A 14,677-nucleotide genomic window follows, 5' to 3' on the forward strand; every position below is an offset into this window, starting at 1 on the left:
AACTTAATTGATGCGTGACATTGCTATATGATAAAGCAGTTCACCCAAGCATTTTAGTTTATCATGTTGTCACATTAATCGCGCTATTGTCACGTCTCTTTAGCAATGATTTATGTGTTACAACGGGATGTCAGACCCGCATTCTTTTCTGGCAGATTATTGATTACCCTCTACTGCAGCAAGTGATTGCTGATTCTATGTCTTACGATAGGCCTTTTTTATAGCCTATTTTAAGCAATCTGGTTCAAACCATATTTTAGGTAGTTTTATTGCTCTTATCATCTTTTTGAATATTGATGAGCGTATTTGTGATACCAAAAAAATCAGTAGACATACTTATGATTGACCTTTCACATTCCAACACGGCAACATGACCTGTGCATGTTGACGTAAAAGAAAAATGAATAGCTATTTTTAGTGACACGATCATTTTATAAATGAGTAATGATTACTTTTTTTGCCTCTAACCCTATGTAGTTTACTTATGATATCTTTTGTTGATAACTTGCGTGACGAGTGGTTCTCCAACGTTCGCGGTGACGTTTTATCGGGCTTGGTTGTCGCCTTGGCGCTTATTCCAGAAGCCATTGCCTTTTCTATTATCGCAGGTGTTGATCCAAAAGTCGGCCTATATGCCTCATTCTGTATCGCGGTCGTGATCAGTTTTGTCGGTGGTCGTCCAGGTATGATTTCAGCAGCAACGGGTGCTATGGCCTTAGTCATGGTCGATTTGGTAGCCGATCATGGTTTGCGGTATTTACTGGCTGCGACCTTATTGTGCGGCGTCATTCAGGTCGTCATGGGCATCCTAAAGCTTGGTAATTTGATGCGCTTTGTCTCGCGCTCAGTCGTCATTGGCTTTGTTAACGCACTAGCAATATTGATATTCGCCGCCCAGTTACCAGAATTAAATCCCATGACTGAACGTGTCGGTATGACGGTATATATCATGACGGCTGTGGGTTTGGCAATTATTTATCTGTTTCCCCTTATTCCTAAAATAGGCCGTGTGATTCCCTCTCCATTGATTTGTATCGTTGGTTTGACAGCGGTCGCCATGTATATGAACCTTGATATTCGTAACGTTGGTAGCATGGGTGATTTGCCAGATTCGTTGCCTGTGTTTTTGTTGCCTGATATTCCATTAAACCTAAATACATTGTTGATTATTGCTCCTTATTCTATTGCGCTTGCCATTGTGGGTTTATTAGAGTCTATGATGACTGCGACGATTGTCGATGAGCTGACCGATACGCCAAGTGATAAGAACAAAGAGTGCCGTGGTCAAGGCATAGCTAACGTGGTGTCAGGTTTCTTCGGTGGTATGGCAGGCTGTGCGATGATTGGTCAGTCAATGATTAATGTAAAATCCGGTGGACGCACGCGCCTTTCTACCTTGATCGCAGGTGTAGTACTGCTTATCATGGTGGTATTCTTAAGTGAATGGGTCAGCCAAATTCCGATGGCAGCCCTCGTTGCTGTCATGATTATGGTATCGATTGGCACGTTTAACTGGCAATCTATTCGCGAATTCAAAACGCATCCTATGTCATTCAATATAGTGATGCTAGCGACGGTATTGACCACTGTCTTTACGCACAACTTAGCTTATGGCGTTGGTGTTGGCGTGTTGCTATCTGCCTTAGCATTTGCCAATAAGATTGGTCAGTTCTTAACCATATTCAGTGAGTACGATGATAGTAGCAATACCCGTTATTATTATGTTCAAGGACAGGTGTTCTTTGCCTCTACGACACAGTTTTTGAATAGCTTTGATACCAAAGAAGCGGTAGACAGCATTCAAATTGATGTGAGTCATGCACATTTCTGGGACGTTAGTGCGGTTGATACTTTAGACAAGCTGGTCATGCGCTTGCAACGTGAAGGTATTGATGTCAAAGTGGTAGGACTCAACAATGCGAGTCGAACACTGATTGACCGCTTCTCTATTCACGATCGCCGAGATATTGGTTTATTAGATTAAGCAAATCTACGTCTAACTTGTCATTGATGTATGGCAAGGTTTTGTGAATCGATGAATGATTTGTGAATCGATGGATAAATAGAAAGCTGCGTTGGTCAAAAGAGTTGGGTATGTACGTGATGCCTTAGCCCTACGCTGAGTGGCTGATTTTGATGATTAGAATGATGTGGCCGTTTTATGAGTAACTTAAAACCAGATAGTGTCATTGCTTGCTTGGACTGTCCTGATCATGTTCAAGCTGTATTAGAGGCCAGCATGTGGGCTTCTATTCGCTTGCGCGCGCCTGTAGGACTGCTACATTCAGTCCCAAGCTTACAGCAAAAAGCTGCGGTCAATTATTCTGGTTGTCTCAATATCGATGATAAAAATGCCTTGCTTGAGCAGTTCACAACCAAAGAGCATTTGAGCAACTGTGAGCTAAAATCACAGGGCAGACTATTACTGTCTCAAGCTACCACGTATTGCGAGCAAAAGCCTCATAAGCTTAAAACTTATACCTTGCATCGTCATGAAAACCTGAACCAGAGTATCGATTACGTCGATGACAAGGCACAATTGATCGTCATCGGTCATCATGTCACGTGCAAATCGACATTAGGACAACTGATTAGAGTCAGCCACTGCCCCATTTTGGTGACACATGCACCATTTTTGCCCCCTACTACCGCTTTATTTGCTTTTGACAACAGTCCAACGTGCCATAAGCTACTTAATTGGTTGTGTAAAACCCCACTCGTGCGTGCCTTGACCATTCATATTGTCATGATCGGCAAAGAGACCTCTGATAACTGTGACGCCCTACGTGAAGCATACGCGAAGCTCAAGCAAGCAGGTATCAAATCTAAAAAAACATTATTAGACTGCCGTGATGTTGCGGCGGCTTTAAATTACTACCAAAACCAAAACGATATCGGCCTACTCATAACAGGCGCGTTTGGCCAATCGCGTTTACGTGAGTTGCTACAAGGCAGCGATACTAAGAAGTTATTAGGCAGCACCAAAACACCATACCTCCTTTTTCCTAAGGCTTAAGCATCGTTTTATCCACACACATAGCCTATCTATATAAGCGCAGAGCACCAATGACTCTTTTGGTCTCTGCCGCTTACCGCGACCTCTCCTCTATTTAGCTTTAATCAGCTGTCATCAAACGTTCATTTTATTACTAAACTCAAGTTAGCAAATCGTCACATGAAATAGAGGGATAGCCTCCCCAAGCACCTAAAAAGTTGGTTATAATAAAGTTTTCATTAACCAAATGCTAAAGGTTGATTCGCTTTTACTATGTTTATAATGATGGCTCTCATCATTACATCGTCACCCATATACTCTGTTGCAACCGCGGTTATTTTTGAATAGATAAACCCAATTCTACCTCCCCCTTGAGTAGGTTGGCACAGTTCTTGAATAACTTACCGTAAGCAAAGCAGAGATACGACGATGCACCATAATGCCTCTATCAATCTGCGGCATCACACAAATAAGGAATTTTTTATGAAGCTAATCACTGCGATCTTAAAACCGTTTAAGCTCGACGATGTGCGTGAAGCGCTTTCTGACATCGGTGTTAAAGGTGTTACCGTCACTGAAGTCAAAGGTTTCGGTCGTCAAAAAGGTCACACAGAGCTCTATCGCGGCGCAGAATACGTGGTGGACTTTTTACCTAAGGTAAAAGTCGAAGTCGCTGTGATCGATGAGATGGTCGAACCTGCTATTGAAGCAATCACTCGTATCGCTAGCACTGGCAAGATTGGTGACGGCAAAATCTTCGTCACTGCGCTTGAGCAAGTCATTCGTATCCGTACGGGCGAAACCGGACCTGATGCTATCTAGATTTGAGGCCATATCTATAAACATCGATTTATAGAGAAAGGCTCTTACTGCATTTTTATCTATCGGTCATACCGATATCTATATTGTAAATTCAAGGGGAATTTAAATGGAAAGTCAAATCTTTGAGCTCCAGTATGCGCTCGATACGTTTTACTTTTTGATCTGTGGGGCGTTGGTCATGTGGATGGCAGCTGGCTTCACTATGTTAGAGGCCGGATTGGTCCGATCAAAAAACACGGTCGAAATCTTAACTAAGAATGTCGCGCTATTTGCAACCGCCAGTATCATGTACATGATATGCGGCTACGCTATTATGTATGGTGGCGATCTGTTCTTGAGCGGAATTGCAGGCGGCGACACCTTGGTAGAAGACGCACTAGCAGCCTCTGCCGAAAATGGCTTTGGTGGTGACTCTGTCTACTCTGCAGCCTCAGATTTTTTCTTCCAAGTAGTCTTTGTAGCGACTTGTATGTCAATCGTTTCAGGTGCTGTTGCTGAGCGTATGAAGCTATGGGCTTTCTTATTATTTGCTGTTGTCATGACTGGTGTTATCTATCCATTAGAAGGCAGTTGGACTTGGGGCGGTAACGATGTCTTTGGGTTATTTAACCTAGGTGACATGGGTTTCTCTGACTTTGCAGGCTCTGGTATAGTCCATATGGCGGGTGCTGCTGCTGCTCTAGCAGGTGTATTACTCCTAGGACCCCGTAAAGGTAAATACGGTCCTAACGGTGAGATACGTGCGATTCCTGGCGCCAATCTTCCACTTGCGGCACTTGGTACATTGATCCTATGGATGGGTTGGTTCGGTTTCAACGGTGGTTCAGTACTCAAGCTTGGCGATATCGCCAGTGCCAACTCTGTCGCCATGGTCTTTTTGAATACCAATGCTGCTGCTGCTGGTGGTGCTGTGGGCGCTCTGATAATCGCTCGTATCATCTTTGGTAAAGCGGATCTAACCATGCTCCTAAACGGTGCATTAGCCGGCCTAGTCGCCATTACTGCAGAGCCATCAACCCCTTCTGCGCTACAAGCCACTCTTTTCGGTGTTGCCGCTGGTGTCATCGTCGTATTATCAATCTTAGCGTTAGATAAAATCAAAATTGATGATCCAGTGGGTGCAATCTCAGTTCATGGCGTGGTTGGTCTGTTTGGTCTACTAATCGTACCAATTACCAACCCAGCATCTACCTTCATCGGTCAGATTGTGGGTGCGGCGACCATCTTTGCTTGGGTATTCATCGCTAGCTTGATCGTTTGGGGAATCCTCAAAGCACTCATCGGTATCCGTATCTCTGAAGAAGACGAGTACGAAGGTGCTGATATTGCAGAGTGTGGTATGGAAGCTTATCCAGAATTTATCAGATAAGATCTCTTAATAGTCTAAACCCTATCGTTCGATACGCTGATACTACTTACCGTAGTGTCAGCGTTTATTATTTTATTGAGTAACCTCCCCTTACTGACACAATAAAATGTAAAACATAAAAAATCCCGCAGTGCCTTTCGGTAGTGCGGGATTTTATCTATTAAGTACAGATCTGATAAAAAACTACTTGATCGACTTATTTCTTTTTCCACTCTTGGCTACGAGAGAATGGACCAATATAGCCTCTTAGCTTCAAAGTATTACCACTTAGATTTGCCGTCATACGATAATCTTTGCCTTTTTCAGGATCAGTAATCGTACCACCGCTGTATTTACCGCCACCATCAGATTTTAGACCTCTAATAATGGTCGTGCCTATATGCTTTTTACCTTTGGCTGAGTTAGTAGCAATGAGCGTACCTGTCAGTACCCCATTTGACTCAGTAATTTTTACCGTACCTTTTGGCTTGCCTTCATCATATGTCTGCCAAGTCGTATTGGCTAATGGGTCAGCAGCAAATGCCATACTAGCAATACCAATACCAGCAACGGCTAACGTGGTTTTTGTAAATAATTTCATAGATTGACTCCCTTCATACAATGATTGCTCGAAACATTATGTTTCTGATTTCCTATGCTTATCCTTTGCTAGAATCTTTTATTACAAGCTTTGCGACTCTCTACTTATAAAGCGTAGGTTATCGATATTGCTCATAACTCTTTGTCAAAGATTTTGAGCGACATAAGCGATGTCTTGACTCATTATAATCAATTTTCCGACTTTGCCTAGTAATTTTTTTATACTTTATTATTTCTATAAAATAAAACCATATCAAAGACTTACAAGAAGGGATTGTCGATATCTTTGCCCAATTGGTCATCATTTTCCTTTGACTTATCATCATTATTATTATAAAGGTTTTTACTTTCAAATGTGTTTATGACCCGACTCATTAGCTCATGCAATTGCTGAGCGTGTTCATATCCGGATGCATCCAAAGTCAGGTCTAGATCACCATAGATGATGATTTTGTCCTTTTGGTTTTCAATAACAAGATCACCAACCTGCATGCTTTGGTGATCATTGGCGAATGGGTCAATCATGTGTGCATCCTTATGGTGTATTTAAAACTCAAAAAGTATTCTACGTTTTGCTCTATGCCTTTAACTGCGCAAGTAACCACTCCAAAATAGCCCAGACGAATAGCATCCAATCCGGCTCCTGAGCTGAGGTATCAGACCCCTCTGACGCCTCCCCTGCCTTCAGTGGCAAATCCAATGCTTCTCGCTTAGTTTGAATGTCCAACATCGGCAAGACATCGATACCGGTTTCAGCGGTCAGCTCATCGATACTAATAACATCAATGCGTTCAGATTCGTCATTTGGTGCGTAATATACCCCTGCCTGATTGGTCGCGGGTATATACACTGCTTTGAAAAAATGGCTGGGTACAAGCACACGATTGGCAAGCTGCTTGGTCTTAGTATTGGTAAATGCGACGCCAGTAATGGTATAAACCTCACCGTATTGCTGGGTCAAATAGCGAGTTGCCGATTCGATATTACGCCAAATATAACGATTATTGCGCGGCGACTGCGGCGCGATATTGGCCAGACTAAAGCTATCATACTGTTGGCTGCGCGTTGCCATATTGGCATTTGGTGCTAGGTGTCCGCGATCATAACCAGAACCTGAATAGTCAGATAATGACGCGCGTGCTGATTCTGGGAGCTTGCTTTCTTCATGGAAGCTATCTTCACGGTCGATCTGTTTGGCTTGCTGCAGACGTGTGCGATCTAGATGTTCTGCTGACCACAGCGGTGTCCGTGATACACCAGAGTACATAACGGCAAAGCCATCCATGCATAATGCTTGTGTCTTATTACTTAGCTTGGTGTTGGTAAATTCAGGATAGATACCACCATAAAAAGATTGGCTACACTGCGTGAAATCATCAGCATGCGCCTGATTAACACCTATTACAACTGTCATGACAGTCATTAGTATGCTGTGTTTAAGTCCATATGTGCGCTCACGGAAACTTATCATTCAATCTTCAACCATTTATACTCATCATTGCGTATCTGCTATCCTAGCAGGCAGTTAGCAATAAAGAAAGATAGCGCGCAAGTCGTGACATTTTAAATGGTATCCGCTATACTTAGGCGTTCAAAAAACGGTGAAGTGGGTGAGTGGCTGAAACCGCACGCCTGGAAAGTGTGTATACGTTAATCGCGTATCGAGGGTTCGAATCCCTCCTTCACCGCCAATCTTATAAAATCTTAGTTTTCCCACCTTGCCCCAATCCTACTCATATATTAATCAAACCCTTTATAAATAACGCGTCTAGCGTTTTTTTTATGCCTATTATTTTCCCAATCCCACCCAACGTGACCCACCTATCACGTCGCTTGTGTTGGTCTATTCGTTGGTCTATTATTCATATAGACCGTAATTAGACCAACATTCGATCTAGATTTATGCGCCTTAGACCAACACAATTGTCTTAACGCTTTGAATGTATAGCTCGTAGGTATGAGGAACAGACCAACATGTTAAGTGATACCAAAATTCGTAAGCTTAAACCAAGTGAGAAGTGCATGCCTTTGCGGCCTGACAAGTATACTGACAAGTATGGATTACAGCTTTTTGTGCGTAGCACGGGTACAAAATCATGGATAAGCGTTTATCGCTTTGATGGTAAGCAAAAAAGTATTACTCTTGGTACTTATCCCTTCATGTCCCTATCTCAGGCTAGACAAGCCAATACTGAGATCAAAGCACTGTTGGCTGACGGTATTGATCCAAAAAATAAAAAGCGGCAGGATAAGCTTGCCAATATTCATGCGCAAAAATTCAATGACTATGCGCTAGACTGGCTTGCTGAACGACAACGTAACGTCAAGCCGCGTACTTATCAGCAAGACTATAACCGTATGCATAAAGACGTGTTATCACATTTTGAAGGCATCGCTTTAAAAGATGTAAGCTTTGAAGACTGCCGATCAATGGCAGACGAGATCGAAAAGCGTGTGAACAAGAATGGTGAACCACCACGTGAGGTTACCAGACGCACTATTGATTTGGTTGCTAATGTTTTAAAGCGTGCCAAACGCGAACGTATCATTGAGCAAAACCCAATCGATGATCTAAAGGAACTCTATCCTAAAGCCAAAAGTCAGCACATGAAGCATGTTGATATCAGTGAGCTTCCTGGCCTACTACAAGCCATCGAGGGTTATCATGGTCACGACCAAACCAGACTGGGTATGAAGTTCTTAGCCTATTCATTTTGTCGCACCATTGAGTTACGTATGATGAAATGGTCACACATTGATTTTGCTAACCGTTTATGGCGTGTTGATATCGACAATCTCAAAATTGCGCGTAAGCATGTCGTACCACTATCAGATCAAATGCTCGCAGTGCTAGAAGAAATGAAAGCCATCACAGGGCAATATGAATATGTTTTCTATCACACGGGCATGCATCAGCCTTATAGTGAAGAGTTCATTAATAATGCGTTAGACATCCTTGGCTATGCTGGCAAGCAGACTGGGCACGGGTTCCGTCACATCGCTTCAACCAATTTGAACGAGCTCGGCTACATGGGCGATGCGATTGAAAAGCAGATGGCGCATGATAAGAAAAGCAGCATTCGCGCAGTGTATAACCACGCGCAACACTTAGAAGAACGCCGTAAAATCATGCAAGTCTGGGCAGATTTTTTAGATCTGCTCAGGGATAAAGGCGAGGTCGTGGACTTTCAGACAGCACGTCAGCAGATTGAGCAGTCGTTAGTTAATCATCAATCTGATAGCCTTGAAGCAATGAACAAACAACAACTTATTCAAGCACTCATTAATAAAGGTATGACAAAAACAGAGTTACAAAAGCTATTACAATAATTTAATACCATCCCAGATTCTGTATAACTACTTTTTATATAAAATACTCAATAACTACATCGAATCGAGTGGCTTCACCTACTAAATTCATTTAGCCTTTGTTGAACTTTTTTTTGTAATCATCTTCAACGAGCTGATTGATAACCTTAGTGGCAGTTGTGCCTCTGATTTTCATAATAGAGTCCAATTGATCTTGGTTTTTCTTATATATCTTGACTTCACTTAAATCTTCATTTTTGTTGCTCGCTGAAAATTTACTCCATGCATCTTTCATGTTCTCTATAATTTTAGTTCTATGTGATATTTCTGGTATTGACTCAAGATCAACTGTTGGGTCATTCACGTCTATGTCTTGAGTAAAAACCTCATAGGTATATTCTGCATTTGATAAGACATCAAGACTTGCTAATATTAAATTATACTTGTCTTCTAGAGAGGAGGGTATGAAAGCATTCTGAAGTATGAGGTGGTCTCTTTTTTCTGAGCTCAGATAGTTATAAGCCCATTCAATTTGTTCGCTATCATCACCCTTAAGCCACTTGATTTCTCTATCAGTACGATTTCTAAAATATACGGATTTGATAGTTTCTATACGCCATATCAATGGAAGATTGTTTTCCACTACATAATGTGCATAATACGGAAGGGTGAGTGGAATGTAGTTAAAATGCATGACCTCATATTTTAGATAATTCGAAATATGAGAAACTAACTCATTACCTCCGACCATAGTTTTATCGTAAAGAAAATCTTGAACTAAATAAGCAATGTGCAGAGCGTTACGGAGATCACCTTTTATCCAGTTCAATGAGCTATCTGGCAGCTGGTTATTAATTTTAAATCGCATTAGCTCATGAAAGTGTTGAATTGGATATGGCTGAGACTTGAATATGCTGATCAAAATAGACTTAAAAGCTCCCTTATCCCACTCCATGTTAGCTGATGCATTCCCCCAATACATATTGTTCGCAAATACTAGGCTCTTGCACTCATCCTCATTGAAATGTCCAATCGTCTTATAAAAATCCTCTAAGTCTTTCCAGTTTTGGTTTAAATGATAAAAATACAAATCAGTATTAAACTTATATTGTTGGGCCAAGTGATATGCATTAGCTTTGTTTAACAATTCTTGATTTAACCTGTCAAGTGATTGATTATAGTCTTCTGTTACAACCTCATTATTAACAACAGTAGTTGATAAAGCCGTAGTAACATCTCCACTTTTCTCAGCCGATATTTCGGAATTGTCGTGATACTGGTCAGCAGTCTGAACCAAGTTTCCATCATTATAATCTGAGTTATTATTATATGTCATAGCAAAAATACCTTCAAAAAAACTCTTAAAAAGTGGGTATATAGTCTCTTTTAGTAGGAAAAAACTATGTATTTACTACATAGAAACTCCCTAATATAGAGGCGTGAGCAGTCCTATGCTCTTTTTTAGCTTAAAATAGACTGCATTTAGTCTTTCATCTTTTCGCTTTAACTATACCTTGTATATAAACTTCGTCCTAGCACTAAATTCGGATTGTTTCATCTCAACATTAACGCTTCGTTTAGGTGCTATCTATGTTCGTCGGAACAGATAATCCCAGCACTAAATAAGCACACTTAACGACACGTTTTAACACCCGCAGTCTGCTAACTCCACCTGAAAAAATCTCCAACGCAGACAGCGATTTGCTATCAGACTTGATAAAAAAACTCCAAGCACACAAGAAAAAATCTGCTCTCTAGCAGCCCGCTCTTAATGGGTTATTTATATTATTACTAATTACTATTAATTACAGCTAAGCGCTTATCGCTTAGCACTGATTCATCTATTCATCGAGTTATAAAAATACAGACTTACCTCACCCTATGAAACCAACTTCATAGGAACCCTATCATGTCTTACTCACACCTAAACCAGCCGCTAGTTGTCGCAAACGTTCATAATTTGGTCACGGATATACTGGCAAACACTGTCAGTTTTAACGAGATCATGGATAAACTGAACGGGTGGTATTACCCGTTCATGAATCATCTAAATTCTGATCTAATTTATTCACAAGCAGTCGTGGCATTTTTTAGTAGTACACAGGCTGTCGTTGGCGATACCTATCCAGAAAATGTGATTTGGGATCATGATAAAACCCAGCGTTTTATTAATATGCTGTCATGCTATAGAAATGATATTGAGAATGAACGAAATGCGTTCACTTACCAAGAATCTCAAAATAAAATACGGTTACATGGCTACGTCAATAATCTGATCACCCACTATTCAAGGCTGCTATTCATCCGTATAGATTTAAAATATGCACAAGAAACGAGCCATCTCGTTAGTCTTGAGGATTTTTACTGTCATATGAACAAATTGAGAGAGCTTATTGGTAAAACAAAAAGTTGCTTTGAGCACCTGCAAGGCAATGCTTGGGCTCTTGAGCAAGGAGGAATCAATGGTGGACTGCACTGTCATTTGCTACTTATGTACGATGGATCAAAGCGACAGAATGACTGGCATATTGCTAAAGAAGTGGGTGAGAAGTGGAAAGCCATCACTGGTGGTCTAGGTGAGTACTATAGCTATCACGATCCAGAGCGTAAGCAGCAGTATAAGCAATATGGCAAGTTAGGTATCGGTATGATTCATCGTGATAACCCTCAAGAAGTAGAAAACGCAGTGCGATCAGCTCTATACTTAACTGATCCTAATAAGGATAAGCAGCGGCCTAATAAGGATAAGCAGCAACTAAAACTATTGCTACCAAATATGCGTACTTTCGGTCATGGTGTTTATAGAACATCGAAACGTAGAGGCTTACCACCAATATCAAAATAATTTCAGATATACAGTATCGCCATGAGATGAGATAAGGAGCCATCGCTACCTTATCCATCTACCGCTAAACGTCTAATCAAGGTCTGCTTTATAGCAGGCCTTTTTTATGCGCCACTATCAAGGAGATGCTATGAAACCTATCTGTCCCAATTGTCATTCAGCACACGTTATAGAGAATATAGATACCAACATGCAAAGCATGTCAGAGCATCTGTGCTCACCCAAGCTCTTAGTCAGTCTTGGGGTGAGCGTCTGCAAGTACTACAAGATCAACCCTATGATCGGGATGGTTGCAGGTGGCGCTATTGCCACCGTAATTAATCTGGCACAACAAAGACTGATCCAGCCGCCATTACTCAGAGCGACTATCATGCCGCGCTATCTATGCAGTACCTGTCAGCATACCTTTAGTATCTGACATCCTCATTTATTTACTCAATCAATTATCAAAGCGTTTAAACAATCAATCTTAAAAGGAGTATTAACATGGCACATTTAATCGAAAGCATGGCATACGTTGGCGAAACCCCTTGGCATGGTCTTGGCAACGAGCTATCCCCCAAACAGCCGATTGAGGTCTGGGCACGTGAGGCTGGGATGGACTGGCGTATTGAATCATCAGATGTCAGCTACATGGCAACCAATGATAAAGGGCAAAACCTGATCATGCCTTATGACAATAACAAGGTGTTGTATCGCTCAGACACGCTTGAGCCGTTATCAGTGGTGAGTCAGCGCTACCAAGAAGTACAACCAAGTGAGATATTAGAGTTTTATCGTGATCTGACTGAACAAGCAGACTTTGAGCTTGAGACCGCAGGAGTGCTTAAAGAAGGACGTAAGTTCTGGGCACTGGCTCGTACGGGGCAATCAGCAACGCTACGTGGCGGTGATGTTAGTCATGGCTATTTGCTACTAGCAACCGCTTGTGATGGCACGCTTGCTACTACAGCACAGCTCACCAATATTCGCGTTGTGTGTAATAACACTTTAGCGATCAGCCTCGCTAACAGTAATGGCGGTGTGGTGAAAGTACCGCATAGCACGACCTTTGATGCCGACAAGGTCAAACGTCAACTGGGCGTCTCCGTCAGCCAATGGGATGACTTCAATTATGAGATGAAGCAATTGACCAATAGACGCGTCACGCAAGCAGAAGCGGCCAACTACTTAAACCGTGTGTTTAACGATGTCAAAGACGACGGCTTGATTCTGTTTAATACCGCTAAGAAGGAAAAAGATGCGGTTCCTAATGCCAAAGCGATGAATCAGGTGATGAGTATGTTTAACGGTCAAGGTCGCGGTGCAGGTTTGGCGTCCGCTAAAGACACGGCTTATGGGTTGTTAAATGCGATGACAGAATTTGTTGATCATGAACGCCGCGCCATGTCGCAAGATCATCGTTTGGACTCTGCTTGGTTTGGGGCTGGTGCGAAGCTCAAGGACAAAAGCTTAGAGGAAGCACTACGCTTGATTGCCTAGCTACTCTGTCTAACGAATTAACCACGCCTTTGCGCGTGGTTTTTTTATGCCGTCAATTAAGCAAGGCACATTTACAGATCACCAAGAATAAATCTACTAAAGGAGTTCACCATGAACCTGATCGCAGTAAACCATACCACCACGACTCAGCTAAAACCCAAACGTTCAGTCATGACAGCTAAAGCGTCTCGAACCCCTAAACCTAAAACCAAGGCCAAACCAGCAGAAGTCACGCTAAAGCAAAATGAAGTTATTAGTAAACCTGTTCAAGCAAAGACATCAACCACGCCTAAGCGTTTGGTCAATACCAAAGACTTAAGCCGTGAAGATTGGCTACAAGTACGCAGACAAGGCATTGGCAGCTCTGATGCCGCTGCCGCTTGCGGTATCCACCCGTATCTATCCATGCTTGAGCTATGGATGATTAAGACAGGGCGCATGAGCGCAAACATTGATGCCAGTAGTAATAACGGCATCGAGGGCTACTCGCCCCTTTACTGGGGCAATACACTTGAACCCATGGTCGCTAAATATTACCAAGAGCATACTGGTAACAAGGTACGTCGCGTCAATGCTGTCTTGCAGCATCCTGATCCTGACAAAGCGTTCATGCTGGCGAATTTAGACTATGCCATTACAGGTAATGACGAGGTGCAGATACTAGAGTGTAAGACCGCTGGTGAACATGGTGCCAAGCTGTGGAAGCATGGCGTACCCTTATATGTCACTTGCCAAGTACAGCATCAGTTAGCAGTGACTGGTAAACAGGCTGCGCATATCTGCGTGCTGCTGTGTGGACATGAAGCCAAGATATATAAGGTTGAGCGTGACGAGTATCTGATAGCAAGTATCACTGAACAGGAGCGTCTATTCTGGCAATACGTAGAAACGGACACGCCGCCCACACCGGATCACTCTGAGTCAGCCGCTCGTGCACTAAAGCAGCTGTATCCAACCGCTAAGCCGTCAAGCAAGGTTGATCTCCGCGAAGACGCTGGCGCTAACAGGTTGTTTGAACAACTGCTTAGCTACCGCGTATCCATGGAAGATATCGAGCAGCGCCATGACCAAGTAAAGCATCAGCTACAAACGCTGATTGCCGATAATGAGGTGGCTGTGTTCGGTAAAGGCGCTATTTCTTGGAAACGCTCGAAAGACAGTGTTGGGCTCGATAGTAAGGCGGTTATCAAGGCGCATCCTGAATTGCTCGCGCAGTTTGGTAAAACCAAGCATGGTAGCCGTCGTTTTGTCATTCTTAATGACTAAGCCATCAGTC

At 42.4% G+C, this 14,677-nt stretch carries 13 protein-coding genes and 1 tRNA gene; 10 read left to right on the forward strand and 4 right to left on the reverse strand.

Annotation, left to right across the window (positions count from 1 at the left end):
* Nucleotides 1-484: 484 nt before the first annotated feature.
* From BTW00_RS04775 to BTW00_RS04790, 4 genes are all read left to right on the forward strand, one after another.
* Nucleotides 485-1,984 carry a SulP family inorganic anion transporter gene (locus BTW00_RS04775; RefSeq protein WP_075106463.1) on the forward strand — a complete coding sequence of 500 codons (1,500 nt, stop codon included), beginning with the start codon at nt 485-487 and terminating at the stop codon, nt 1,982-1,984.
* A 177-nt stretch (nt 1,985-2,161) separates the two neighbouring features.
* Nucleotides 2,162-3,016 carry a universal stress protein gene (locus BTW00_RS04780; protein WP_075106464.1) on the forward strand — a complete coding sequence of 285 codons (855 nt, stop codon included), beginning with the start codon at nt 2,162-2,164 and terminating at the stop codon, nt 3,014-3,016.
* Nucleotides 3,017-3,478: 462 nt separating this feature from the next.
* The gene (locus tag BTW00_RS04785; protein WP_010197981.1) at nt 3,479-3,817 is read left to right on the forward strand and encodes a P-II family nitrogen regulator; all 339 of its coding nucleotides are present in this window, start codon (nt 3,479-3,481) and stop codon (nt 3,815-3,817) included.
* Between the two features lie 106 nt (nt 3,818-3,923).
* On the forward strand, nt 3,924-5,186 hold the full coding sequence (locus tag BTW00_RS04790) for an ammonium transporter (protein WP_075106465.1): 1,263 nt from the start codon (nt 3,924-3,926) through the stop codon (nt 5,184-5,186).
* Nucleotides 5,187-5,382: 196 nt separating this feature from the next.
* On the opposite strand, the gene BTW00_RS04795 is transcribed toward BTW00_RS04790, so the two are convergent.
* The 3 genes from BTW00_RS04795 to BTW00_RS04805 form a co-directional block, all read right to left on the reverse strand.
* Nucleotides 5,383-5,766 (reverse strand): DUF2147 domain-containing protein, encoded by a 384-nt coding sequence (locus tag BTW00_RS04795; RefSeq protein ID WP_058023491.1) that lies wholly within the window; start codon nt 5,764-5,766, stop codon nt 5,383-5,385.
* A gap of 260 nt (nt 5,767-6,026) precedes the next feature.
* Entirely contained in the window at nt 6,027-6,290 is a 264-nt protein-coding gene (locus tag BTW00_RS04800; protein WP_075106466.1) for a hypothetical protein, read from the reverse strand.
* 52 nt (nt 6,291-6,342) lie between these two features.
* Complete coding sequence (locus tag BTW00_RS04805; protein ID WP_256714004.1) at nt 6,343-7,179, reverse strand: DNA/RNA non-specific endonuclease; 837 nt, start codon at nt 7,177-7,179, stop codon at nt 6,343-6,345.
* A gap of 186 nt (nt 7,180-7,365) precedes the next feature.
* Between BTW00_RS04805 and BTW00_RS04810 the strand changes: the two genes are divergently transcribed.
* Nucleotides 7,366-7,456 (forward strand) — tRNA-Ser (locus BTW00_RS04810).
* Nucleotides 7,457-7,739: 283 nt separating this feature from the next.
* Nucleotides 7,740-9,095 carry an integrase arm-type DNA-binding domain-containing protein gene (locus BTW00_RS04815; RefSeq protein WP_075106467.1) on the forward strand — a complete coding sequence of 452 codons (1,356 nt, stop codon included), beginning with the start codon at nt 7,740-7,742 and terminating at the stop codon, nt 9,093-9,095.
* 91 nt (nt 9,096-9,186) lie between these two features.
* Here BTW00_RS04815 and BTW00_RS04820 read toward each other — a convergent pair whose 3' ends face one another.
* Complete coding sequence (locus BTW00_RS04820) at nt 9,187-10,410, reverse strand: hypothetical protein (protein ID WP_075106468.1); 1,224 nt, start codon at nt 10,408-10,410, stop codon at nt 9,187-9,189.
* A gap of 573 nt (nt 10,411-10,983) precedes the next feature.
* On the opposite strand from BTW00_RS04820, the gene BTW00_RS04825 reads away from it, so the two are divergent.
* From BTW00_RS04825 to BTW00_RS04840, 4 genes are all read left to right on the forward strand, one after another.
* Nucleotides 10,984-11,919 (forward strand): inovirus-type Gp2 protein, encoded by a 936-nt coding sequence (locus tag BTW00_RS04825; RefSeq protein ID WP_075106469.1) that lies wholly within the window; start codon nt 10,984-10,986, stop codon nt 11,917-11,919.
* A gap of 130 nt (nt 11,920-12,049) precedes the next feature.
* Complete coding sequence (locus BTW00_RS04830; RefSeq protein ID WP_075106470.1) at nt 12,050-12,337, forward strand: hypothetical protein; 288 nt, start codon at nt 12,050-12,052, stop codon at nt 12,335-12,337.
* Nucleotides 12,338-12,405: 68 nt separating this feature from the next.
* Nucleotides 12,406-13,401, forward strand: coding sequence for a DUF932 domain-containing protein (locus BTW00_RS04835; RefSeq protein ID WP_075106471.1), 996 nt, complete (start codon nt 12,406-12,408; stop codon nt 13,399-13,401).
* Between the two features lie 171 nt (nt 13,402-13,572).
* Nucleotides 13,573-14,667, forward strand: coding sequence for a YqaJ viral recombinase family protein (locus BTW00_RS04840; protein ID WP_075106529.1), 1,095 nt, complete (start codon nt 13,573-13,575; stop codon nt 14,665-14,667).
* Nucleotides 14,668-14,677: the final 10 nt, after the last annotated feature.

The organism is Psychrobacter sp. C 20.9 (assembly GCF_001921765.1).
Taxonomy (GTDB): Bacteria; Pseudomonadota; Gammaproteobacteria; order Pseudomonadales; family Moraxellaceae; genus Psychrobacter; species Psychrobacter piscatorii_B.

Coding starts and splice junctions, on each gene's coding strand:
- BTW00_RS04775 (WP_075106463.1), top strand. CDS start 485: ATGATATCTTTTGTTGATAACTTGCGTGACGAGTGGTTCTCCAACGTT.
- BTW00_RS04780 (WP_075106464.1), top strand. CDS start 2,162: ATGAGTAACTTAAAACCAGATAGTGTCATTGCTTGCTTGGACTGTCCT.
- BTW00_RS04785 (WP_010197981.1), top strand. CDS start 3,479: ATGAAGCTAATCACTGCGATCTTAAAACCGTTTAAGCTCGACGATGTG.
- BTW00_RS04790 (WP_075106465.1), top strand. CDS start 3,924: ATGGAAAGTCAAATCTTTGAGCTCCAGTATGCGCTCGATACGTTTTAC.
- BTW00_RS04795 (WP_058023491.1), bottom strand. CDS start 5,766: ATGAAATTATTTACAAAAACCACGTTAGCCGTTGCTGGTATTGGTATT.
- BTW00_RS04800 (WP_075106466.1), bottom strand. CDS start 6,290: ATGATTGACCCATTCGCCAATGATCACCAAAGCATGCAGGTTGGTGAT.
- BTW00_RS04805 (WP_256714004.1), bottom strand. CDS start 7,179: ATGACAGTTGTAATAGGTGTTAATCAGGCGCATGCTGATGATTTCACG.
- BTW00_RS04815 (WP_075106467.1), top strand. CDS start 7,740: ATGTTAAGTGATACCAAAATTCGTAAGCTTAAACCAAGTGAGAAGTGC.
- BTW00_RS04820 (WP_075106468.1), bottom strand. CDS start 10,410: ATGACATATAATAATAACTCAGATTATAATGATGGAAACTTGGTTCAG.
- BTW00_RS04825 (WP_075106469.1), top strand. CDS start 10,984: ATGTCTTACTCACACCTAAACCAGCCGCTAGTTGTCGCAAACGTTCAT.
- BTW00_RS04830 (WP_075106470.1), top strand. CDS start 12,050: ATGAAACCTATCTGTCCCAATTGTCATTCAGCACACGTTATAGAGAAT.
- BTW00_RS04835 (WP_075106471.1), top strand. CDS start 12,406: ATGGCACATTTAATCGAAAGCATGGCATACGTTGGCGAAACCCCTTGG.
- BTW00_RS04840 (WP_075106529.1), top strand. CDS start 13,573: ATGACAGCTAAAGCGTCTCGAACCCCTAAACCTAAAACCAAGGCCAAA.